Source organism: Alteromonas sp. AWQ4_252 (assembly GCF_056158205.1).
Genome location: NZ_JBSWSV010000001.1, coordinates 1,168,942 through 1,191,858 on the forward strand (window position 1 = coordinate 1,168,942; position 22,917 = coordinate 1,191,858).

Genomic DNA, 22,917 nt, shown 5'->3' on the forward strand with positions numbered 1-22,917 from the left:
GTTTTGTGAAAAAAGCAGGGGAGGTAGCAGCCTACACAATTAAGAAAGTGTGGTTGTTACTGGCAGTTTTACTGGTGCTTTTTGCTGTCATGCTTAGCGTGTTGCGCTACGCATTGCCTCACCTCGACCATAAAAAACACATACTCGAAGAATACGTCAACGGCAAGTACGGTGTGGAATTGCACATCGGCAGTGTTCAGGCGGACTGGGTGAAAGAAGGGCCCAGTGTTATTCTCAACGACGTCGTGCTGGTCAACAGCGAGTTGTCTCCTGTAGCACTGGAAATCGAACGGGTTCACATGAAAATCGATTTCTGGGAGAGTTTGCGCCTGCGTATGCTCTCATCCCACGCCTTTACACTGGATACGCTCAGTGTCGAGATTGATACTGACAGACTACACAATGCCGGTGACAGCGATTTTCCGGTTGTTGATGCATTGAAAAGCCTTTTTCTAGAGCAACTACAACGCTTTACCCTCGTTGATGGAGAAGTTGTCCTGCTGCGAGATGGGGCCCGTGAGGTCCTGCAGATCGATGCATTAAGCTGGCTTAACCAGCATGAACGCCACCAGGGGACAGGTGCAATAAGAGTTCAGGAGCTAACCAACAACTCTGCGTCTTTTATCATTGACTTAACCGGTACACCTGATGAACTGAATGGTGTGCTCTATGCCAAGGCGAAAGACCTGGACATTTCTCCCTGGGTAAAAGGCCTGTTATCTACCCATCGTCCGTTACAGGAAAGCCGTGCTAATTTTGAGGTATGGGCAGAAGTTAGTAGCGGCGAATTTAGTGCTTTTTATACACAGTTTGACGACAGTAAACTCGCATGGGGTGAGGAAGACGAACTGGTATTTAATTCCGGTATTCGCGGGGGAAGTATTCAGGCCTTACCCGTTGGTGAACACTGGCATTTTCGCGTTGATCAATTGATCTTTGAGGCCAATGATCAAAGCCTGATTACAGACCTCGTTGGTACAGTAGATGGCAAGGGTGAAATACTCGTCAATACGGTTAAGCCTGCACCGGTAAACCCCTTTCTTGTGTTGTTACCCTTGTTCACTAACGACACCGCAGACGATAATGTTCGTGAGCTAAACCCGAAAGGACAGCTTGCCACGATGCAACTGCACCTTACTGATAAGGGCGTACAACTTGCAGCAAAGCTTATCGATATCAGTTGGCAGCAGGATAAAAAGATCCCTGGCCTGGACAGCATTGATGCCGACATCTACTGGTATAAAAATCAGGGCGTTGTTCTACTTTCTGCAAACGACGCCTCACTCGACATTGATAATGTGCTTCCGGAAAACCTCAGTATTGATTCCTTAACGGGCAAAATATTTGTGTATTCCACACAAGACGACTGGGTTGTTGAAAGTCGTGAGTTACAGTTTAGCTCAGACAAGTTGTCATTTTCGCCTGCTTTTCGCTATCAAACAGGTTCTAAGGCATTGCTGGCAAGGGCTGATATTGCTCCGCGCTCGTTGGAAAATATTCAGGCGCTACTTCCAGGCCCCTTAATGGGCAAGAACACGACAGCGTTTCTGAATCGCGCGTTGACCGGGCCAGGGGAACTGACCGGTGGAACCATTCTGTGGCAAGGAAAATTAACTGATTTCCCTTTTGCTGAAAACCAAGGTGTATTTTTGGCTGAAGTTAATCTGGAAGACGCTGCGTTTAAGTTTTCAAGACGCTGGCTGCCGTTAACTGACACAGACGCTACTTTGGTTTTCAGGAATAAAGGTCTGACAATTACCAGCCCGGGTGGCGTACTAGGCGATATTCGTGTGGGTGCTATGCGAGCCAGTATCCCGGCATTGGCCAAAGGCGGTGAGCTTGTTATTGATGCTGAAGGCGAGGGTGATGCAGATGCGGTCACTTCGTTGATGTTACAAAGCAGTTTGTCTGCGTCGTTAGGCAGGTTGTTAGATAAAGATATTTTAGTGTCCGGCCCCTTAAGTGCCTCGCTAAACCTTGTTATTCCATTTGATAGTCCGAACGTCGTTGCAAAGGGGAGTGTGGAGTTGGATAACAACGACATCACTATTGCCAGCACCGATATGAATTTCTCTGCCGCAAGCGGTAACATTGCTTTCGTAAACGACGCTGTGAGCGCAGAGAAAATCACTGCCGATCTATTAGAACAGCCTGTGGAGCTGTCATTTTCTGGATATAAAGAAGAAGCGGATTATCAGGTGGATATCGGACTTTCTGGTCGCTGGGATGTAGAGCCATTACTCAGCCAGCACAATTCTGATTTCAAACAGTATCTTAGCGGTGCCACCGATTGGCAGGCAGTTGTCGATTTAACCATTCATTCTGATGGATTTACCTATGGAGCGAATCTCACCGCGCCTTTAGAAGGGGTCCATTCGGCATTGCCCCTTCCATTTACAAAAGCGGCCGACCAAACTCTGTTACTAAATATTGTTAGCGAAGGTAATCAGCAGGCGTCTACCGTAAAGGCAAGTTTAGGAGATGAGGTACGTTTTGAAGGCGTGCTGCCTCACAAGGAAAAGCAATTTTCCCGTGCCCACCTTGCCATGGGAGAAAGTGATTTTGTCGGTATGGGGATCGGATTTAGTATTTCCGCCGAATTACCTTATGTCGATACGGCAGACTGGTATAAAACTATCGAATTGTTAGTTGCCGGTATATCAGCAAACAAGGGTAATACTAAAAAGACGGCGATCTTTTCGGTACCGGAGCGTATTTTTATTACTACCGACAGCCTGGTTGTTGCTGGTCAGCAGCTTACCAATGCTCGGGTAACCGCAAAACAGCAGAACAACAATTGGATGCTGGATATCAATGCTGCTCAGGCCAGGGCTACGGTAAATTTGTACGATGACTGGCTTACCCGTGGAATAAGTATTGATGCTGATTATTTACGCTTCGATAAGTGGAAAGAAAAAACCGAAGAGCAGGCACAGCATGAGTGGAATGCGGACACATTGCCACCTGTTTATTTTCATTGTGCTCAGTGCTCGGTGCTGGAGAAAGATCTCGGCGAAGTAACCCTGGATGTGGTGAAAGCTGACCATGGCCTTGATATTCGACAACTTCGCTCGCAAAGTAAACATGGCGTTATTGCTGCAACGGGTACGTGGTTGTTTGAAGAAAACGTTAACCGCACATCGCTGGAAGGAACGGTAAAAAGTGACGATGTGGGTTTAATGCTCAAAGCCTGGGGGCTGGATAGCGGCATAAAAGATTCAGGCGCAGATGTCGAATTTTCGCTAAATTGGCAGAAGTCCCCAATGGACTTTGACCCATCGCAGGTTTCCGGAGATGTGTCCTGGTCGCTGTCCGATGGTTATCTTAGCGAGGTCAGTGACAAAGGTTCCCGAATCTTCACAGTGTTCAGTTTAAACTCTTTAGTGCGTAAGCTGAGTTTGGATTTCCGCGATGTGTTTGCAACAGGCTTTTTCTACGACGATATGAGCGGGACGTTACGCATAGATAACGGTAAAGCGTTCACTGATGACACCGTAATTGATGGAGGCGCGGGTGAGATTAATATTCGCGGGTATACGGATTTAGCGACCAGCGCGCTTAACTACAACGTAGAGTTTACGCCTAACGTAACGGGCAACTTACCTATTCTGGTGTATTTCCTGGCAACACCACCTACAGCGCTTGCTGCGCTGGCCCTTGATCAGGTACTTACCTCTGCGAAGGTAATTTCCAACGTGAATTATCGTGTTACCGGAACACTCAGTAACCCGGTATTTGATGAGGTGGGAAGAGACAGTAAAGAAGTCAGTTTACCTGCTCAGACAACACCGGCGGATCCCGCGTTAGAACCCCTTGCAGACCCTGATATGGAACGCATAAAACTGGAGATCAACAATGATTAAAGCGGTTGCGCTGCAAATGACATCAACGCCGGATATCAGCGAAAATCTGGCTTTTGTGGAACAGGCAATGTCGTCTATACCGTCTGATGACAAGATGCCGCGCTTAGTTGTCCTTCCCGAGTGTTTTGCATGCTTTGGCACCCGAGACGGCACGCTTCTTAGCGTGGCTGAAGAAGCTGGCCAGGGACAAATTCAAACTGCGCTAAGCCAGCTTGCCAAACAGTTTGGTTGTTATCTTGTAGGTGGCACCATACCGCTTAAAACTGATGATGCGTCACAGTTTACCGCGTCGTGTTTGTGCTACGGTCCTGACGGACAATTGCTGGCGGAATATCAGAAAATTCATATGTTTGACGCTGCCGTCAATGACGCTACAAAAGCCTACCGGGAGTCAAAATATACCCGACCAGGTAAAAACGTTGTCGTAATCGACACTCCAATAGGACGTATTGGCATGGCGGTGTGTTATGATGTGCGCTTTCCCGGGTTGTTCACGGCAATGGACGATGTTGACATACTGGTGTTACCGGCAGCTTTCACACAACGCACAGGCGAAGCGCACTGGACAACATTAGTCAGAGCGCGGGCTATCGAAAAACAGTGTTTTGTCGTGGGAGCAAACCAAACTGGCGTGCATCAAAACAAGCGTGAAACCTATGGACACAGTATGATTGTTTCCCCTTGGGGAGACGTTATCGCGGAAAAAACCACCGACACAGGTACTGTTATTGCAGACATCGATATAGGCGTTCGCAAAACGCTGAAAACGGACATGCCCGTGGGCGAACACAATCGATTCAGGAGTCATTTTGTTTAATAACGTGAAATCGCATTTACTGACAGACTCTGGTTTGGATCTGTCTTCATTAGAAAAAGCCCTTGGCCAGATCTACCATCATGACAATGATTATGCCGATCTATATTTCCAGTCCAGTCAGCACGAAAGTTGGGTACTGGAAGATGGCATCATTAAAGACGGTAGCTACAACATCGAGCGTGGCGTAGGTGTGCGAGCCATCAGTGGAGAAAAAACCGGCTTCGCTTATTCTGATGAAATTACCGAAGATGCGTTACTCAGTGCTTGTCGCGCAGCGAGAAGTATCGCGCCAGCTGGTGGTAAACACGAGGTGAAGAGTTTAAGCAATGGCGAGTATCAGGTTCGTTACAACGATAACAACCCGCTACTGGCTATGGAAGACGCAGAAAAGATCGCCTTGCTGAGAGCGGTAGACAGCTATATTCGCAAGAAAGAGCCTGGTATTAATCAGGTCGTTGTGAGTTTGAGTGGCGTATACGAAGAAGTGTTAGTTGCCGCTACCGACGGTACCCTTGCCACAGATATTCGCCCACTGGTGCGCTTGAATTGCTCTGTGTTAATGGAGCAGGGAGACCGAAGAGAGCGGGGCAGCGCCGGTGCCGGCGGACGTCATTCCTACGAATTTTTCTCTACAGATAAAGACGGTCGTCCGTATTATGAAACCTTGGCCGATGAAGCCCTTCACATGGCCAGAATTAACATGGAAGCGATTGCATCACCAGCAGGTACGATGCCGGTAGTATTGGGGTCAGGGTGGCCAGGAGTCTTGCTTCATGAAGCTGTAGGTCATGGCCTGGAAGGCGACTTTAACCGCAAAGGTGCATCTACCTTTAGCGGACGCATTGGTGAAAGAGTTGCTGCCAAAGGCGTTACTGTTGTTGACGACGGCACACTTCAGGATCGCCGTGGATCATTGTCAGTAGACGACGAAGGTACCCCTACTCAACACAATGTGCTCATTGAAGATGGCATTTTGAAGGGTTACATGCAAGATAAAATGAATGCGCGACTGATGGGCGTGAACCCTACCGGCAACGGACGTCGCGAGTCTTTTGCGCATTTGCCGATGCCGAGAATGACAAACACCTACATGCTGGCAGGGCAACACGACCCTCAGGAGATTATCGCGTCTATTGAAAAGGGGATTTATGCTCCCAATTTTGCAGGTGGACAGGTAGACATTACCTCGGGCAAATTTGTTTTCTCAAGTGCAGAAGCTTACCTGATAGAGAATGGAAAGATCACAGCGCCGGTAAAAGGTGCAACGCTTATTGGTAATGGGCCTGAAGTCATGCAGAAAATATCCATGATAGGCAATGACGTTGCACTGGACCGCGGTGTTGGCGTATGTGGGAAAGACGGCCAGTCGGTGCCCGTGGGTGTTGGTCAGCCAACGTTGAAAGTAGATGAGTTAACGGTAGGCGGTACAGCCTGATAGTGACACAGGCGCCATGTAAGCTAAAATTTGCATGGCGCTAACGAGAGCGTGACTAGTCTGTGTATTTTTACTCTTCGTGTATCACTTCTTTTAAATACTGAAACAGTTCTCGAAATGCTTTCGGTGCAGCATTTTTTTCCCGCTCCTTTTTGATTTGACGGTGATATTGCCGCAACTTCTGTCTGTCGAGGGTGGGGTGCGATTCGATTAAGCGCTGAATAGCATCGTCGCCTTCATTAATGATTGCTTCCCTGGCTTTCTCCAGAGCGTGAAACGCGGCATTGGTTTGTTGATGCTGATGGGCAAGCTTGTCCATTGCAGCCTCAATTTCTGCTACATCACGGCTTCGCATCAACTTACCAATAAATTGTAATTGGCGGCGGAATCCGTCTTTTTTCCTGTTGATACGCTGAGCCAACTCCACAGAGTCTTTTAGTTCCTCGTCTAGTGGAATTGTTGCCAGGTGGGCTGGAGTCAGGTTTACCAGGGCTTCGCCGAGTTTCTGAAGTTCGGCAGACTGACGCTTAAGTTCGGTTTTACTGACAAATTCAACATCATCATCCTGTTCGATGTCGTCAAATAAGTTTTCTTCTTCAGAATGATGGTTGTTCTCGCTCATTTGGCACTCATAAATGTTACACTTTAGAATCCGGTTATTGTGACATACAGACAGAAATAGCGAAACTGACTATGCAAATAGAAAAGCAAATTGCGGAAATTCAGAACATTGTTGATGACGTGCTGAAAATGGCGCTGAGTAAAGGGGCCACCCAAGCAGAAGCGAGCATGTCAAAGGTACAGGGCATTGCTGTTTCTTCTCGCATGTGCGACGTCGAGAACGTGGAGTTTAATAACGACGGCGGCTTGGGGATTAGTGTTTACGTAGGTAAACACAAAGGTAGTGCATCAACAGCTGACTTGAGTAAAGCTGGGTTGGCGCTTACGGTGGAAAAGGCCGTGGACATCGCCCGCTATACCAGTGAAGACGATTGTACCGGTTTGGCCGATAAAGAATTGATCGCCACGGAATTCCCCGATTTGGATCTCTATCATCCCATTGAACTCGACCCACAAAAAGGCATCGAAATGGCCATTGCTGCGGAACGAGCAGCAATGGAACATGATAAGCGTATTACCAATTCTGATGGCGCTTCTTACAATGCCAATTTAGGTATGCGGGTTTACGGCAACACCCATGGCATTAATGCCGGGTACCCCTCCAGCCGGTACAGTTTAAGTTGCATGATGATAGGTGCCCAGGACGGTGATATGCAGCGTGACTATGCCTATACGGTAAACCGCATACCATCTTTGCTTAAAGGTGCTGAAGAGGTAGGGCGTGAAGCCGCAGAAGCAACAGTGGCCCGGTTGGGCGCGCGTAAACTGGCTACCGGGAAGGTGCCTGTTATGTTACACAAAGACGTTGCCAGCTCATTGTTCGGGCACTACGTCAGTGCTATCAGTGGCGGTAGTTTGTATCGTCGCTCGTCATTCTTACTCGATAAGCTCGGCGAGCAGATATTTCCCCAATGGTTGAATATTGAAGAAAAGCCTCACCTTAAGGCTGGTCTGGCTAGCTCAAGCTTCGATGCTGAAGGCGTTGCCACCAAAGACATGACCATTGTTGAAGATGGTCTGTTATCTCATTATTTGTACACAACCTATTCCGCCAGAAAGCTCGGTGTAATTTCCAATGGTCACGCGGGTGGCATTCACAACTGGATCATCGGTGATACTGGTCATAGTGATGCACAAATGCTGCAGGAAATGGGGACAGGGTTGTTGGTAACAGAGCTCATGGGTCAGGGCGTTAACACTGTTACCGGTGATTACTCCCGCGGAGCCGCCGGTTTCTGGGTTGAGAATGGTGTTATTCAGTACCCGGTTCACGAGGTCACGATAGCGGGTAACTTAAAAGACATGTTTATGAATATTCAGGCCATAGGTGCAGAGCGGGAACTTCGCGGTGGTGTACAAACCGGCTCGGTGCTGATTGGCGAAATGCATATAGCCGGTAGTTAACGGCAACATAAAAAAACGCAGCGTAAAGCTGCGTTTTTTGTTTTTGTACTCAGGATGTAGCAGGTTTAGCTATCTACAGAGCCGCAAAAACGGTAGCCTTCGCCGTGGATAGTCACAATCAACTCTTCATCACTTGGCTCAGACTCGAAGTGTTTGCGAATACGACGAATAGTAACGTCTACCGTTCTGTCATTCGGACGGAGTTCGCGACCAGTCATTTCCATAATGAGCTGTTCCCGTGTCAGGATCTTGCCAGGGTTGCTCAAGAACAGATGCAAAGCGCGGAATTCTGAACGGGGCAGTCTGAATTCATTATTGCTGGGCGATATTAATGAGCGGCTGTCGCCGTCCAATGTCCAGCCGTTAAAGCTAACGCGGCTTGGCAAGTCATCATCTTCTGCTGAATTGGTAGTGCGCGCTAACAGGTTACGGGCGCGAATTGTCAGTTCCCGTGGATTAAATGGCTTAGTCAGATAGTCATCTGCACCAATTTCAAGGCCAAGAATACGATCGACGTCGTTGTCTCTGCCAGTAAGGAATATTAAGCCGATATTCTTACGGTCACGTACTTCACGTGCCAGAATTAACCCATTTTTACCTGGGAGGTTAATATCCATTATCACCAGATTGATAGAGTGGTTTTCAAAAAAGTCATGCATTTGACCGCCGTCTTCGGCTTCGAACACATTATAGCCTTCCGCTTCAAACAAACTCTTCAGCGTGGTCCTGGTGACCATTTCATCTTCAACAATTAATATATTTGGCGTCTGCATGGTGTTTTACACTCTTCTACAATCGATTAAGCTAGCTTCTGACAAATTACACTACCCGAACGTATTTTGTAAGTTCTTTCGAATAACTTGTCTACGGTATAAGGATTTGTACAAAAATTACAAGGGGTTATTCACTATTTAACGGTAAATTACCTGATTCGGCCCTTTCTACAGGGAAAATGATGACGAACTCCACACCATTTTGCTCTTCACTGGTGATAGTAATGGTCCCGTTTAGTGCTTGGGTTACCAGGTTATACACCAAATGCATACCCAACCCTGAACCACCTTGCCCTCTTTTGGTTGTTACGAACGGGTCAAAAATCCGCTTGCGAATATCGCTGGAGATCCCCTTGCCGTTATCTCTATATGTTAGTTTTAGCTTAGCGGGAGGAATTAATTCCGCAACAATATCTATCTCTCCGCTCTCTTTTCCCTCAAATCCGTGAATTACTGAATTCATTATCAGGTTGATCAGAATTTGATTGATGGGTCCGGCTTTACTGTTAACCACAAGTGTGGGGTCGCACGTCACGTTAATTACGTGATTGTGTTTTTTCAGCCGCGGACGCAATGACAACAGTATCTCATTAACCAGCTGTTCAACGCAAAATGTACGGTTGTTTTCACTGGATTGATCTACCGCGACTTGTTTAAAGCTGGAAATAAGTTCCGCTGCCCGGTTCAGGTTCCTGTAGATAATATTCAGGTTTTCCTGACTTTCACTCATAAACCGTGACATTGTACTGGCTTTTAATGTTTTACTCTCGAACTCTTTTTGAATAATCGCTAATTTGTCTAACATCATCGTTGAAGCAGTGACACCGAGGCCGATTGGCGTATTAACTTCGTGGGCTACGCCTGCAACCATGTCACCCAGAGACGCCATTTTTTCATTTTGCACCATTTGTCGCTGAAACTGGTGCAGTTTCTCTAATGTCTGAATAAGCTCCTGGTTGGCATCCCTCAACGCAAGGGTGCGCTGGCTTACCATATCCTCCAGAGAAGTATTGAGCTTGCGGAGCTGTTCTTCTGCGAGTTTTTGCTTTTGCATGTACTCCTGAATGCGGCTGAGCATGACATTGATGGCATCTGACAATATGGCCAATTCATTAAATTTAGTGGGGCGAGCACGAGATGCATAATCCCGTTGCCTGGAGGTTTTGTTCAGAAACTCACCTAAGCTTTTAATCGGAGAAGTAAGCAGGTCCTGGAGTTTCCATGTAACTATGAAGCTAAGAAACATCATAATAATAGTAACAGCCATATGGTTTATAACGAGTTGTCGTATAACCGTTTTGTAGGGTTCTATCGTCGATTGAATAAAAACATAACCGGCAGTGGTGCCGCGATCACTGACTACTGCTCTTGAAACCTCAATAGTGTTTTCAGTTAGTACAGGTTGAAAATAATTGGTAATCGTTTGGCTGTGAGATGCGGTTTGGGTTTCACCCTCGCGGGTATAATTGCTCACTTGCTGTACTTCAAATGTACTTACTTGCCGGTAAACATGAGCGTTTAACACAGATGGTGAAGCCTTGAGAGATTTTAATTTACGATTGATGGCGTATTTTGAATTTTGTACATCCGGGTTATCGAGCTCACTGCCAACAGATGCGGCAAGGAGCTCTGCTGTTGTAATCACCTCATTACGTAATGTCTTTTCATAAAAAGTGATTTGTGAATAAATGGAAAAGCAGGCAGGAATGATAAGTGCCAGAGCAGTGACAGACATCACCGCCCACAAAAACAAACTGCGTATCGAAAGCTGCACTGGAGCTGAATTCATGGTATTCCGTTTCGCGCCATTCCTATGAGTAAATAGTGGCTTATGTTTGCGGAAAAATAAAGCAAGCAGCTTATTTATTGTTTGTTTGTCACCATTTCTCTATACAAGACCCGATACTTTTCAGCTGCGGCATCCCAGGTAAAGCGGGTTTTCATGCCGCGGATCTGCATTTGTCGGAATCGGTTTGGGTGTTCGTGATAAAACAACAAAGCCCGACGGATACAATTGAGAAGCGCATTGGGAGAGGGGGCGTCAAATACAAACCCGGTAGAAGTCTCCGGCGCTTGTGCACAATCTAGCACCGTGTCTTTCAACCCCCCCACAGATCGAACAATAGGAATGGTGCCGTAGGCCAAACTGTACATCTGGTTGAGACCACAAGGCTCAAATTGGGATGGCATTAAAAAGAAGTCGGCACCGGCTTCAACCAGGTGAGCATGCTCAATACTGAAGCCATTGATAAATGCAAACTGAGTTGGGTGGTGCTGAGCAAACTCATCTAAGTCCATGCACACGCCCGGGTCGCCTGTACCAACGATAACGATTTGCAGGTTGTGTTGAAGCAAGTCGTCCAAAATGGGTACGATATAACCAAAGCCCTTTTGTTCGGTTAAACGACACACCATTCCAATAACCGGAACATCGGGTTGTTGGGGTAAGTTACTGGCCTTTTGTAGCGCTTTTTTACTTACCTTTTTGAGATGAAGCGTATCAACAGAATAGTTTTCGGGCAGAAATGCATCGTCCTCGGGGTTCCACTGTCCGTAATCACAACCATTGAGAATACCGCTTAAATCGTCTTTGCGAAGCATCAATCTGTCGTGCAACCCATGTGAGCCTAAATTGGTGAGAAGCTCCTGAGCATAGTTCGGGCTAACGGTGGTAATTTTCGTGGCGAACTGAATGCCGGATTGCAGCATGTTGATATAGCCGCCATGAACATGATGCAAAATGGCAGGGTGGTGCCTGAGAAACGGGATCTCAGCTAGCTTGTGCACGCCCTGAAATGCGGCATTGTGAATAGTAAATACCGTTTTTGTGTCGGCAAAGTAGCCACTTTGTTCGTGAACCAGTAAAAAAGGTAGCATTGCCGTGTGCCAGTCATGACAGTGGATCAGATCGGGCTGAATGCCTAATGCCTGTATAGCATGTAACACAGCGCCGGAAAAAAAGCTGAAACGTTCAGCGTTGTCGGCATAGGCTTCATATTGGTTGCTATAAAGACCGTCGCGATTAAAGTATTCCGGGTGGTCGATAAAATAAACTGTGAGGCCGTTCCAACTGAGCTGCTTAATGTTGTAGTGGTATACTTTGCTTTCAGCAAACAGGGTTTGTTGGCTACAAGCGTCGGCTAGCTTGTATTCGTCGGCAATGGCTTTGTAATAGGGCATGAACAACACCACATCCTCGCCGGCGTCGCGCAAGGCAAGTGAGAGCGCCTTGCCTACATCAGCCAGACCACCAGTTTTAACCAGGTCTTCTACTTCAGAAATTGCAAAAACAATGTTCAACGTTCAGTCTCCAGTTGTTTTAACCACCGCGTAGCCGGTATGGTTGTGGTTCGGTTTGGCACGCCTGCCTCATCAATTATTTGTGAATACTTCTGTACAGGGAAAACTTAGTGTCTTGTGCCACCGTGTGTGTTTGCGCGAATACATCACCAAGTAAGCCAGGGTAGGGCAGGAATCGGTTGGCTACCAGTTGTAAGCTGCCCCCATTTTTTAAACGATGTTTACTGTCTTCGATAAATCGTCGGGTAACAGTGTAATCGGTTTTTACACCGGTATGAAATGGCGGATTAGTGGTAATGTGGTTAAAGCGCTTCTCTACACCGTGTAAGCCGTTTGCTGCAATCAGTGCAGCAGCCTGATTGTTCGCCGACAGGGTTCTGGCAGCACAAAAAAGGGCCAGAGCACTGACGTCCAGCATGGTTATGGCTACATGTGGGAATTGCTTCAATAAAAAAGCACCGATCACGCCAGCACCACAGGCGAAATCCAGAACGTCACCACGCAGCTGGTCAGACCCTTTTTCCAGTAACAGTCGAGTGCCTTCATCAAGCTCTCCATGACTAAATACGCCTGGCATAGAGACAACGTCCCAGGCTATTCCTGCGGCTTCGTAAGTGTACGTATCCAGCCATTGTAAGACGGAAAAAGCATCGGCACCCGCTGTCGGGAGAACGGTGATCAGGCTACAGTGCCTGGCTGAATCCACTTTCTGATGAGGACCAGTATTTTCCAGTAACTTATTGACGCTTTTAATACCGCCTTTATTCTCACCAACAATGTGCAATCTACCGCCTTCAGCAAGGGCACTATGAGCCATGGCAATCAGCATCTGCATGTGGGCTTTTGACTTGGGTAAATAAATGAGAATGTCAGTATAGTTGTCGGTGTCGTCAATGAAGGGCGCAAACGTGTGTAGGTGTCTGCCTATTCGTTGCGTTATTTTGAAACCGTGCTCTCTTGTGCTTACGTCTCTGCTATCAAATTCGCAAGATGGAATAACCTTAACGGATTCAATGAATACATCGGCATACTGATACAAAAACGTGGCATCGGTATTGGGGATTAAATCGGAAAAATAGGCATCGGCGGGGTTGATAATCAACCACCGTCCTTCCTCAAAAAGCTCAAGATTGCGTTCCAGCAACTGACTCTGTGGGCTTAGCATAACTGCAGTTCCATTAAGTTATTATGTACGTTGGTAAATTAAATCCCATACACCATGCCCTAGTTTTTGTCCGCGCACTTCAAATTTCGTCGTGGGGCGGTAATCGGGGCGCGGTACATAATTTCCAGCTTCGGCGGTATTTGAATAGCCAGGCGCAGCATTCATTACATCTGCCATGTGTTCAGCATAGGGCTCCCAGTCGGTAGCCATGTGAAATTTACCACCAATAGTCAGTTTTTGTCTCACCATTTCAGCAAACTCAGGTTGCACAATTCGACGTTTGTGATGACGCTTTTTGTGCCACGGGTCGGGGAAGTACAACTGCACCCGGGTTAATGATCCATCGGGAATCATCTTTTTGAATACTTCGACGGCATCGTATTCCATTACCCGTAGATTCGTTAGCTGCCGCTCTCCCGCATCTGCAAGGCAGGCTCCCACGCCGGGGCGATGAACTTCAATGCCGAGAAAGTTTAATTCCGGGCTTTGTGCTGCCATTTCAACAAGAGATTTACCCATGCCGAAGCCAATTTCCAGAACAACAGGAGCGTCGCGGCCAAACAATGTAGCTAAATCCAGCATAGACTCCTGAAACTCGACACCCATGGTTGGCCAGTAGCTTTCCAGTGCCTTAGCCTGACCATTAGTTAGCCTGCCTTCGCGTTTTACGAAGCTGCGTACTTTACTGATATATACGCCAGCGGCTTCCGCTTCCTGTTGATTCTTGTATTGACCCATTTTATTGCCTGATGTTGCTTGTACAGATAAGTCGCTGAGCGTCAGCGACCTGATAGATTGGGGCGGCATTATGCCCGTCGAACTTATGATTGCAAAATACTTTGAACAATAATACTGCAATTCTTAAAGATTAGGGTAGTCACTGAAGAATGTCAGCCAACAGCCTGGCAACTTCTTCCGGACGTTCCAGCAAGCACATGTGCCCTGCATCGGAAATAACAGTAAGGGTAGAACCTGATATGGCCTTGTGTGCTTTGTGCAGGGTGTCCTGGGGTACAACCATATCTTCGCCGGCTCCGATAATGTGAACCGGAAAAGGGGCTTTATTCAGCAAAGGTACCAGCGATTCCCGTGGTGTTGTTGCTTGGGTATGAGCAATGAGAGTGGCGGCGCCAAGATCCCGGCCCATTGCCGTCACCACTCCGGCAACGTGCTCACTTTGCAAATGACTGGGGCGAATAAAACGCGACAAGTATGCGGATTTTTGCGGGTGAAACTGCCCTTTTTTTAGCATCGCTAATAATTGCTGGCGTCTGGATATTTCGTCTTTGCTAAGACCATAAGGGGAGCATCCAATCAATGTCAGCGACGCCACTTTTTCAGGGTTTTCGGTAGCCCAGCGGGCGGCAATGTATCCTCCCATGGAAAACCCAATTACATTCACCTTCTCGCCATCCAGCAACCTATCATCCGTTAACGACAACATATCCTTTAGTGATGTGGCCCACTGTAGAGGAACGTAACGACGCTGGGAAATAGACAGAGTTTTCCACACCGGTAGCCAAACGCGTTCATCACAAAGCGTTCCCGGTAAAAACAGACAAGGCAACGACACAATAACAACCCCGAGGTTTAGTAACAAAGCAAGCATGGTATCATATTGGGGTTGCAGGCTTATGAAATATACAAATGACTTCAGGTTTTAGTGACCGCGTATTGGCGTGGTTCGATTTACACGGGCGGAAAACGCTGCCCTGGCAAGAAACAATTACCCCCTACGGGGTTTGGGTGTCTGAAATCATGCTTCAGCAAACCCAGGTAACCACAGTTATCCCATATTACCAGCGCTTTATGAAAAGTTTCCCAACCGTTCATGCCCTTGCTGCAGCCCCTCAGGATGCTGTACTCGATCATTGGACAGGGCTGGGTTATTACGCCAGGGCAAGAAATTTACACAAAGCGGCCGTGATTATCTGTGAGCAACACAATGGTGTGTTCCCTCAGGTTATGGAAGACGTGGTTTCATTGCCGGGAATAGGGCGCTCTACTGCTGGTGCTGTGTTGTCTATTGCCTGTGGTCAAAATCATGCCATTTTAGATGGTAATGTAAAACGGGTACTGGCCCGCTACTACGCCGTTGAAGGCTGGCCGGGGCAAAAAACAGTAGAGAACCAGCTTTGGGCTTACGCTGAAACCAATACACCGACTGAAAGGTGTAATCATTACACCCAGGCGATGATGGATTTAGGCGCTATGGTGTGTACCCGCAGTAAGCCCCGTTGTGACGATTGCCCGGTGCAGTCAGATTGCCTGGCCTATGCTCAGGGTCGTCAAGCGGACTTCCCTGGGAAAAAGCCTAAGAAGACTTTGCCAGTGAAGAAAACCAATATGATAGCTGTACTGTATCAAGGCAGTATTTTAATGGCCCAGCGCCCACCTACGGGTTTATGGGGCGGATTATTTGGTTTTATAGAAGCCGATGACGATGTTCAGGCAGTCGTTGATACATTGCCACTTACGCAGGCAGAAATTAAAACGCTAACTGCATTTCGCCATACATTCAGTCATTTTCATCTGGATATTTCACCGTATTTGGTCATTGCCGATGACATCAACAGTAAAGCTGTAGCAGAAAATAATTATCGCTGGTTTCAGTTATTCGAGCCTCTGGGTGTAGGTACTGCAGCGCCGACACAGAAAATTATCTCACAAATCAAACAAATCATTTAAACTGGTGGCCTTACCGAAGGAGGCACATATGAGCAGACAAGTTTTTTGTCAGCACCTTAAGAAAGAAGCTGACGGGCTGGATTTCCAGCTTTACCCGGGTGAACTGGGCAAGCGTATTTACGACAATATATCTAAAGAAGCCTTCGCTGAATGGCAGAAAAAGCAAACCATGCTGATCAACGAAAAAAAACTTAATATGATGGCACCTTCTGACAGACAGTTTCTGGAAGAACAAATGGTAGCCTTTTTGTTCGAGGGCAAAGAGCCCACCATCGAAGGGTATGTACCACCGCCAAAGTAAATGAGTACTTTTAGCGATTTAACCCTGAAAAACGGTTAAAATACCCACGCAGGTGAGTGTTTTTTCGCTAATTTGCACAAAGTGTGCGCAATTGAAAAAAATTACAAGAAAAACGGTTGACTTGTTACGCGGAAATCCGTTTAATACGCACCCACGGCGCAACAGGCACTAAACGCCTGCATCGCTAACCAGATTTGCCTCGATAGCTCAGTTGGTAGAGCAGCGGATTGAAAATCCGCGTGTCCCTGGTTCGATCCCGGGTCGAGGCACCATTATTGGAACCTGATAGTTTATTGAAAACTATCAGGTTTTTCCATTTTTAGGCCTTGTCTTTTTTTGATTTTCAATCCGTTGATTTCCACAAAGTGTGACGTTTTTTTTGTCACAGCCCGTTTTTGTGACAAGATCATCAGAATCTTTTGTCACAATGTTATTGGCTTGCTGTAACAAATATCCCAGCGACGGATGCGTGTAACGCTGAACCATTTCCAGTGTTTTCCAGCCCCCTAATTCTTTAATAGCCAATAGGTCGGTGCCACTCTCAGCATGGCGTGATGCCCAATTATGACGTAAGTCGTGAAAACGCAGCCCATCTAGACCAGCAGTTAGATGCCAGATCGCGAAAATACACAGTCATGGATTCGTAGCACTTTTGATAAGTCACACCATGAACTTATTAACAACAAATACAATTCGCAGCTATTGGCATTGCTTGATTTGGATAATACTGAACCAGGCTTTAAGCAAATTAATAACGTTACAGCAAAGCTTCAAGACAAAGCATTATGCCGATACCAAGCCACGCTGCTGCGAAAATATTGTAATGAACCGCAGCGATACCTGAGATTAGACTGCGATCAAATCACACTGACAGTGAGGTGTTCAAAGAAGTATATCGAATCACTACAAAAAACCATTGGTGTTGAAAGTAAGCCTCGCTTTTATAAAGCAGCTACAGCGGCAAAACCTGCAGACTTCACAGTTTATCCTACCTCAACCTACGAACTCAATGGTGGATACTCTGGGCCTGTTTACGGCAAACCATTTTATTCACATGGATACGAGCTTCGGTTCAGCGGTGATACTTATAAGTCGGTATTCTTATATCTAGAGGGGAACACAAAGAAGGCCGGTAAGTATTCACTACGGTTGACATTTAATCCGAACAAGCTAACACGGGATGAAATAAAGCAGGCGCTAATGCATATTCAAAAAAGGATTGGTGGTGAATATCGTTATAAACAATTGTTCAGTAAGGCAAAGGTCACCAGAATCGATTTCGGTGTTTTATTACCTGGTATCACATCAGCGTTTATACAGGCGTACAGATATAACGCTAAATCTATAAAGTCGGATTGTATACCGTTCGGTGAACAACGAGTTGCAGAAACTACTTATCTAGGCAGTAGGTTTAACGCTAGTCACTGTATCGTTTATGAAAAGCTACTGAAGGAAAGAAAGTGGTATCCTGAAGTGTCGGAATTGTTGGGGCAGTTGGCTATCACTACCCGTATAGAGTTTCGACACTTACCTAACCGTGAAGGCTATGATTCTGATTTAATTGATTTGGCTAAGTTTCCGTCAAGGCTTAAACAAGTCAGGATCATATCACCTAAGTACTTTTACCTCTTGAGCGATGACATGTTGCAAACAATGCTTACCGACAAGCGACAAGTAAGTGTAAAAAAAGGAGACAACTAGTACGCAAAATGCTTAAACATCACGACCAAAAGTTAACCGTAAACAAGATTGACCAGGACTGGTTGGTAAAAGAACAAGAGAACTTAGCCAATACGCTAGCCAGTTTAATTTTGAATTCAAGCAAATGAGGTGATATTCGTAGCAAAGTATTTGAATTCCGGTTAACTCTTTGTTTAAGTTGCGTTACTCTATCGGAGAAACAGCAATCCAATACCTATAAGGATGTATATGACTGGTACCATGCGTTTAATTGTTACTAGAAAATTCCACCAGAAAGCTGAAGACACTGGAATTGTGCAGCTCCTTTGTTGCCTCGATGAATTCGATAATATAATTCCAATAGATATCAAACAATTTCCTTCAGGTTTAATATGGATATCAAAAGGTTATGACAGTGTTGAGCAAGAATTTCTACAAGATGAACCTTTCATTCTCGATTTTTACGGAAAAATTGATAAAGAAAAAGATGAAATAAATGCACATGCGAATATCGCTGAACACTGGTCTTTAGGAAAACATGCAAAAAAATTAGACTCGGAAAAATTAATTCCAGTCATAAAAAGCGATTTGCCGGACAAGAGCACGGGGTTGTTAAAATATACACAGCAATCTATTCCAAGTAAGCAGTTTTATATTGAAAATGATTCATTTTTATATGGACCATTTACTGCGGCGCCTGCTGATGACGAAGTATATGTAACACCGTCGCAATGTCTTCCACTCGGATTGAATACTAACTTTGTGGCAAAGGTCTCTGCTGTAGAGCTCGCAGAGCATAGTATCTATATTCCCATTACAGACAATACAGATTTTCCATTTGAAGCGTTTATTTCGTCACATAAAGATATTTCGAGTCGACTAGGAAAAAATATCGAACAGATTGACTATATCAATGATGCACAGTTGGTAACCTATTTTTCGAAATTCAGATTTGGTTCATCAACGGGGAAGTTGAGTAGAAAATCAGCAGAGCAGTTGAAACAGGCTATTAGTCAAGAAGCAAAGAAAAACTATAAATTAAATGATGATGAAAGATTGAGTCGCATTAAAAGTATACTTGATACATATCTTTCAGATAATGATCTTGGTAAAGAGGTTGTTGATAACTGGTTATCGAGTAGCGATGGTAAAGTTTTTTTAAAAAACCTTATTACGGAAAATCCTGAAAAATTTGAATCACAAACAAGCGCATTAAAAACACAAAAAAATCAATTTGAAGATGAAATATCATCTTTGAGGCTGGAAAAGTCTGAATTAGAAAAAGAAATTACTCTTGTTAAAGGGCGAGTCGCACAAGAACAAGAAAATGCGAAACAAGAAATACAGAAAATACATCAGCAAACTCGCGAGCAGCTAGAGAGTGAACGAAAGAAAGTTATTGCAGACCTTGAGCAAGCTATATCAGAAAAAGAAAATAATCTTAAGAAATTGAATGAACAAGTAGATAATGAGTCTACTAGACTAAAAGATATTACTAAGATAAATGATCTAGAAAGTGAAAAGGAATATTTAGAGAGAAGAAAAAATGAGCTACAAGATGCAGTAAGAGAGCAAGAAAAATTACTTAATAGTCCTGACATCGCTCGTGAAGTCGTCAAACAGAATACAATATTAGGTCTTCTGCAAGGGCGCGATTTTTCAAGACAAAGTGAAAACCTTACATATACCCCACCCACTTTTCATGAGCAGCCTATAGGTAACGGTGATTCGCTGATACAGTACTTTGTGAACTGTTTTGATGATGGTGGTCGCTCCTTCAGCTTTGAAGAGATGGCAAATCTCCTCATTACTATCCAGCAATCATTTATGATTGTACTGAAGGGATTGCCTGGAGCAGGTAAAACGTCAACAGCGATAAGACTTGCAGAAGCCCTTTGGCTTAACAAAACAGTAAGCCAATTTGATAACTTTTTGAATATACCTGTAAGTCGAGGCTGGGTTTCAGGAAGAGACTTTATAGGTTTCTTTAATGCGTTGAAAGGTAATTATCAGCCAGCCAAAACAGGACTTTTTCAGTTTTTAGCTCAAGGTAACCTAAAAGACGCTGAGAAAGCGATGAGGCTAGTGTTACTTGATGAAGCTAATTTATCTCCCATAGAACATTATATGTCAGATTTCCTAGGCCTTTTTGATAGTGAAGGTCGGAATCGTCCGATTGATACTGGTAACACTAATACTAAAAAAAGGTATTTAGACGTCCCTCAGAATCTAAGATTTATAGCGACGATAAATAATGATGCAACGACAGAAATGTTATCGCCTAGGTTGTGCGATAGAGTTCCTATTATTTCAATGGACTTACAGGATTATCAGAGCATTAAGAGCTCTGCCGCAAGTGACATTAACGGCTCAATAAAATATGAACATTTAGAAAAGTACTTTGGAAAAATTAGTAGCGATGATGGTTACGAAGACGTTCCAGCTAAAATTCAACAGTTAATTAATATTTTTGAAGATACGAATAGAGAGTTCGGACAAAATATTCGTGTGAGTAAGCGAAAAATTAATTCCATACAAGCATATTTTAAGCGAACTAACGAGTATATGGATGAAACAACAGCCGTTGACTTTGCTGTATCACAGTACATGCTGCCATCTATTACAGGATTCGGGCCCGATTTCAAAAAAAGGATAGAGAAAATCTTAGATCAGTCACAGCGCTCAGGCTTAAATCGAACTAGTGAAATCTTAGAGTCAATACTAGTTACTGGTGATGCGCACGTTGGAAGTTTCAGTTATTTTTAAGGAATATTAATGAAACTCCAACTTGAGATATTAGCAGGAAGAAGAAAGGGAGAAGTAATAAATGTTGCGCAAACTAGGCACTTAAATAACCTTCTCCCGTATATATTGGAAACAGATCCGTTCAGAATCGTACTCTCTTCGCCTGAATGGATTGATAACCCTACTTTGTTACTGGAAGACGCTGAAATAAATTTAAGACCAGATCAAGGGCGGCACGGCGATTACTATTATTACGCTGATCCTGTATATAAAGATGGCAGACCACAGTCACTTTTTTACAACTATTTTGGTATAGCAACCTTCTATTTACGGTTTGGGTTAAATAGTAGCGTTGAATTATCTGAACTCGGCCAGATAGAAGTCCTTGCAAGAAAGGCCACAGCAGCTCAGATCGAATCAATGATCAGTTTTATTCTCTCTACTGATGAGTCTGAGTTATTGAATTCGCGAGGTGCGACTAGAAGAGGGGCTGATGTATCTCCCGACTTCAGCGACACCCCATCCAGATTGCTTGAAAAGCTTGAGAGTAATATACAAGTTTTAGAGGAACATATTGCTTTTATTGTCAATAGACCAATTATTGCTTTAGATACAAAGCTAAAAACGATCCATCATAATCCTTATATTGATATTGAAGAGCAGGGAATATCTTGGTTAGCCGAAAATGTTTCCGTATTTGAGCAGAGTACTGACCCTGACTCGACCTTGTTAGAATGGTATGGTTCGTCGCTCGCTCCTAAGTATGTTCAAACATCAGTAATCTATGAAAGTGCAGATGTTTATGAAAATCAGATAATTATTGGTTATATTGATAGCTTACTAGGCTTTTTACAGGAAATATTAAAAGAGACTCAAAATACAAAACAGACACGTCCATCACTTAATACTTATAATGGTTACGTAAGTTTTTTTGGTTCTGTAGCAGAAAAGTTACTTAAAAATATGATGCCTGAGAAGCAACGGGTATTCATCAATCAAAGAAAACTTATGAAAATTAGAGCTGTTCTTCAGAACAAGCTGAATATTTCAAAGAGCGATAGCACGCTACCTAAATTCACCCCTAAAGTAAGGACTAATCGAGTCTATTCGTTGATTTTTCGTTCTATTATTGATTGGTACAAAGGTTCTATAATTAATTGGGAATCTAGGAAGTTACTCATAGCAATTGATAATGTTCCTAAGCTTTTCGAGTTATATACAATTTTATTAGTGCGGAAATGGTGCCAAACCAATGGTGTGTCAGTGGATCGGTCATCGACCTGCTCATGGGAAGGGAACCTGTTTGATTACAAAGCTCGTCTTTATTATGAGCCTATTTTCTGGGCTAGTGGGCATATTAATAACAATACTTCAACTTCAATATTCAATACACAAATTAAAACCGTAAACGAGTCAATTAATGACAATCCAACTCGTGTTAGACGAGGAGAATATCAACAACGTTGCCCTGATATAGTTTTGGAGTTAGAAAATAGTAATGGGGTAAGAAAATTATTAATCTTCGATGCAAAATACACAAATCCAGATTTGGCTTATGGGACCTATCTAAATGACTGCGTAATAAAATACGTTCATGGAATAGGAGCTATTGATAATCCGAGTATTACCCATTCTATGATTATCTTATTTCCTGGGAATGACATTGAAAATAGCTTTTTGGATTTTCACATGCACCCATTTTCTTTATTCGGAGACAGTCCTCAAAAACCAATACTTGGGGCATTGGGTCTTTCTTTGAAAGATGATAACTCTAAGGTGTTAAGCGATCTTGATGCGGTTATAACGAAAACTATTGATCTGATAGACTAATTTTTTGGTATTTAGTGAAATAACTAGGTAAGTTTAATTAGCATTAGTCTGGTCAGAACGTAAGGGCTTTTGGTATTGCACACTGTTTTTCATAGAACTGTTTAATTGGTGACGTTAATAAGCATTAAGGTGTGGTCAGAACGCAAGGGTTGATATATCCACAATATTAGATTTGAATTAATCTTTGTCTAAAAGTTGAATTGCAATTCCGCTATTTGGTAGTAACCAAGAGTCATATTTTTTACAATAGCACCCATTGGAATCTACAACTTCTTGGATGTTAGATTGTGAAAAA

The 22,917-nt window shown here is 44.4% G+C and carries 17 protein-coding genes and 1 tRNA gene; 10 read left to right on the forward strand and 8 right to left on the reverse strand.

Annotated features, from left to right (window positions below):
• The first annotated feature begins 5 nt into the window (after positions 1-5).
• Genes ACXACM_RS05160 through tldD form a run of 3 tightly spaced genes read left to right on the forward strand, consistent with a single transcriptional unit; the run spans position 6 to position 6,115 of the window.
• On the forward strand, positions 6-3,863 hold the full coding sequence (locus tag ACXACM_RS05160; protein ID WP_474820254.1) for a YhdP family protein: 3,858 nt from the start codon (positions 6-8) through the stop codon (positions 3,861-3,863).
• Entirely contained in the window at positions 3,856-4,680 is an 825-nt protein-coding gene (locus ACXACM_RS05165) for a carbon-nitrogen hydrolase family protein (protein WP_474820256.1), read from the forward strand. The genes ACXACM_RS05160 and ACXACM_RS05165 overlap by 8 nt, the downstream gene beginning before the upstream one ends.
• Positions 4,673-6,115 (forward strand): metalloprotease TldD, encoded by a 1,443-nt coding sequence (gene tldD / locus ACXACM_RS05170; protein ID WP_474820258.1) that lies wholly within the window; start codon positions 4,673-4,675, stop codon positions 6,113-6,115. The genes ACXACM_RS05165 and tldD overlap by 8 nt, the downstream gene beginning before the upstream one ends.
• A 70-nt stretch (positions 6,116-6,185) precedes the next feature.
• Here the strand turns inward: tldD and yjgA are convergent, their stop codons facing one another.
• The gene (gene yjgA, locus ACXACM_RS05175; protein ID WP_474820259.1) at positions 6,186-6,737 is read right to left on the reverse strand and encodes a ribosome biogenesis factor YjgA; all 552 of its coding nucleotides are present in this window, start codon (positions 6,735-6,737) and stop codon (positions 6,186-6,188) included.
• 71 nt (positions 6,738-6,808) lie between these two features.
• Between yjgA and pmbA the strand changes: the two genes are divergently transcribed.
• On the forward strand, positions 6,809-8,140 hold the full coding sequence (pmbA, locus tag ACXACM_RS05180; protein ID WP_474820260.1) for a metalloprotease PmbA: 1,332 nt from the start codon (positions 6,809-6,811) through the stop codon (positions 8,138-8,140).
• A 65-nt stretch (positions 8,141-8,205) separates the two neighbouring features.
• Here pmbA and arcA read toward each other — a convergent pair whose 3' ends face one another.
• From arcA to ACXACM_RS05210, 6 genes are all read right to left on the reverse strand, one after another.
• Positions 8,206-8,913, reverse strand: coding sequence for a two-component system response regulator ArcA (gene arcA, locus ACXACM_RS05185; RefSeq protein WP_474820262.1), 708 nt, complete (start codon positions 8,911-8,913; stop codon positions 8,206-8,208).
• 127 nt (positions 8,914-9,040) lie between these two features.
• Positions 9,041-10,702: a sensor histidine kinase gene (locus ACXACM_RS05190; protein WP_474820263.1), complete on the reverse strand. Its 1,662-nt coding sequence runs from the start codon at positions 10,700-10,702 to the stop codon at positions 9,041-9,043.
• A 74-nt stretch (positions 10,703-10,776) separates the two neighbouring features.
• The gene (gene glgA, locus ACXACM_RS05195) at positions 10,777-12,213 is read right to left on the reverse strand and encodes a glycogen synthase GlgA (protein WP_474820264.1); all 1,437 of its coding nucleotides are present in this window, start codon (positions 12,211-12,213) and stop codon (positions 10,777-10,779) included.
• Between the two features lie 76 nt (positions 12,214-12,289).
• Positions 12,290-13,378: a methyltransferase gene (locus ACXACM_RS05200; RefSeq protein ID WP_474820266.1), complete on the reverse strand. Its 1,089-nt coding sequence runs from the start codon at positions 13,376-13,378 to the stop codon at positions 12,290-12,292.
• A 21-nt stretch (positions 13,379-13,399) separates the two neighbouring features.
• Positions 13,400-14,116, reverse strand: coding sequence for a tRNA (guanosine(46)-N7)-methyltransferase TrmB (gene trmB / locus ACXACM_RS05205; RefSeq protein ID WP_474820267.1), 717 nt, complete (start codon positions 14,114-14,116; stop codon positions 13,400-13,402).
• 139 nt (positions 14,117-14,255) lie between these two features.
• Positions 14,256-14,987, reverse strand: a complete 732-nt coding sequence (locus ACXACM_RS05210) for an alpha/beta fold hydrolase (protein ID WP_474820268.1) — start codon at positions 14,985-14,987, stop codon at positions 14,256-14,258.
• A 38-nt stretch (positions 14,988-15,025) separates the two neighbouring features.
• Between ACXACM_RS05210 and mutY the strand changes: the two genes are divergently transcribed.
• From mutY to ACXACM_RS05225, 3 genes are all read left to right on the forward strand, one after another.
• On the forward strand, positions 15,026-16,066 hold the full coding sequence (gene mutY, locus ACXACM_RS05215; RefSeq protein WP_474820270.1) for an A/G-specific adenine glycosylase: 1,041 nt from the start codon (positions 15,026-15,028) through the stop codon (positions 16,064-16,066).
• 28 nt (positions 16,067-16,094) lie between these two features.
• The gene (locus tag ACXACM_RS05220) at positions 16,095-16,367 is read left to right on the forward strand and encodes an oxidative damage protection protein (protein WP_474820271.1); all 273 of its coding nucleotides are present in this window, start codon (positions 16,095-16,097) and stop codon (positions 16,365-16,367) included.
• A gap of 196 nt (positions 16,368-16,563) precedes the next feature.
• Positions 16,564-16,639: transfer RNA gene (locus ACXACM_RS05225), tRNA-Phe, on the forward strand.
• Positions 16,640-16,670: 31 nt separating this feature from the next.
• Here the strand turns inward: ACXACM_RS05225 and ACXACM_RS05230 are convergent.
• Positions 16,671-17,000, reverse strand: coding sequence for a tyrosine-type recombinase/integrase (locus ACXACM_RS05230; protein ID WP_474824229.1), 330 nt, complete (start codon positions 16,998-17,000; stop codon positions 16,671-16,673).
• On the opposite strand from ACXACM_RS05230, the gene ACXACM_RS05235 reads away from it, so the two are divergent.
• From ACXACM_RS05235 to ACXACM_RS05245, 3 genes are all read left to right on the forward strand, one after another.
• Positions 16,977-18,068 (forward strand): hypothetical protein, encoded by a 1,092-nt coding sequence (locus tag ACXACM_RS05235; RefSeq protein WP_474820273.1) that lies wholly within the window; start codon positions 16,977-16,979, stop codon positions 18,066-18,068. The two genes, ACXACM_RS05230 and ACXACM_RS05235, sit on opposite strands and share 24 nt — an antisense overlap.
• A 228-nt stretch (positions 18,069-18,296) precedes the next feature.
• A complete protein-coding gene (locus ACXACM_RS05240; protein WP_474820275.1) occupies positions 18,297-20,813 on the forward strand; it encodes a hypothetical protein in 2,517 nt (838 codons plus the stop codon).
• Between the two features lie 9 nt (positions 20,814-20,822).
• Positions 20,823-22,622 (forward strand): DUF2357 domain-containing protein, encoded by a 1,800-nt coding sequence (locus ACXACM_RS05245; protein ID WP_474820276.1) that lies wholly within the window; start codon positions 20,823-20,825, stop codon positions 22,620-22,622.
• Positions 22,623-22,917: the final 295 nt, after the last annotated feature.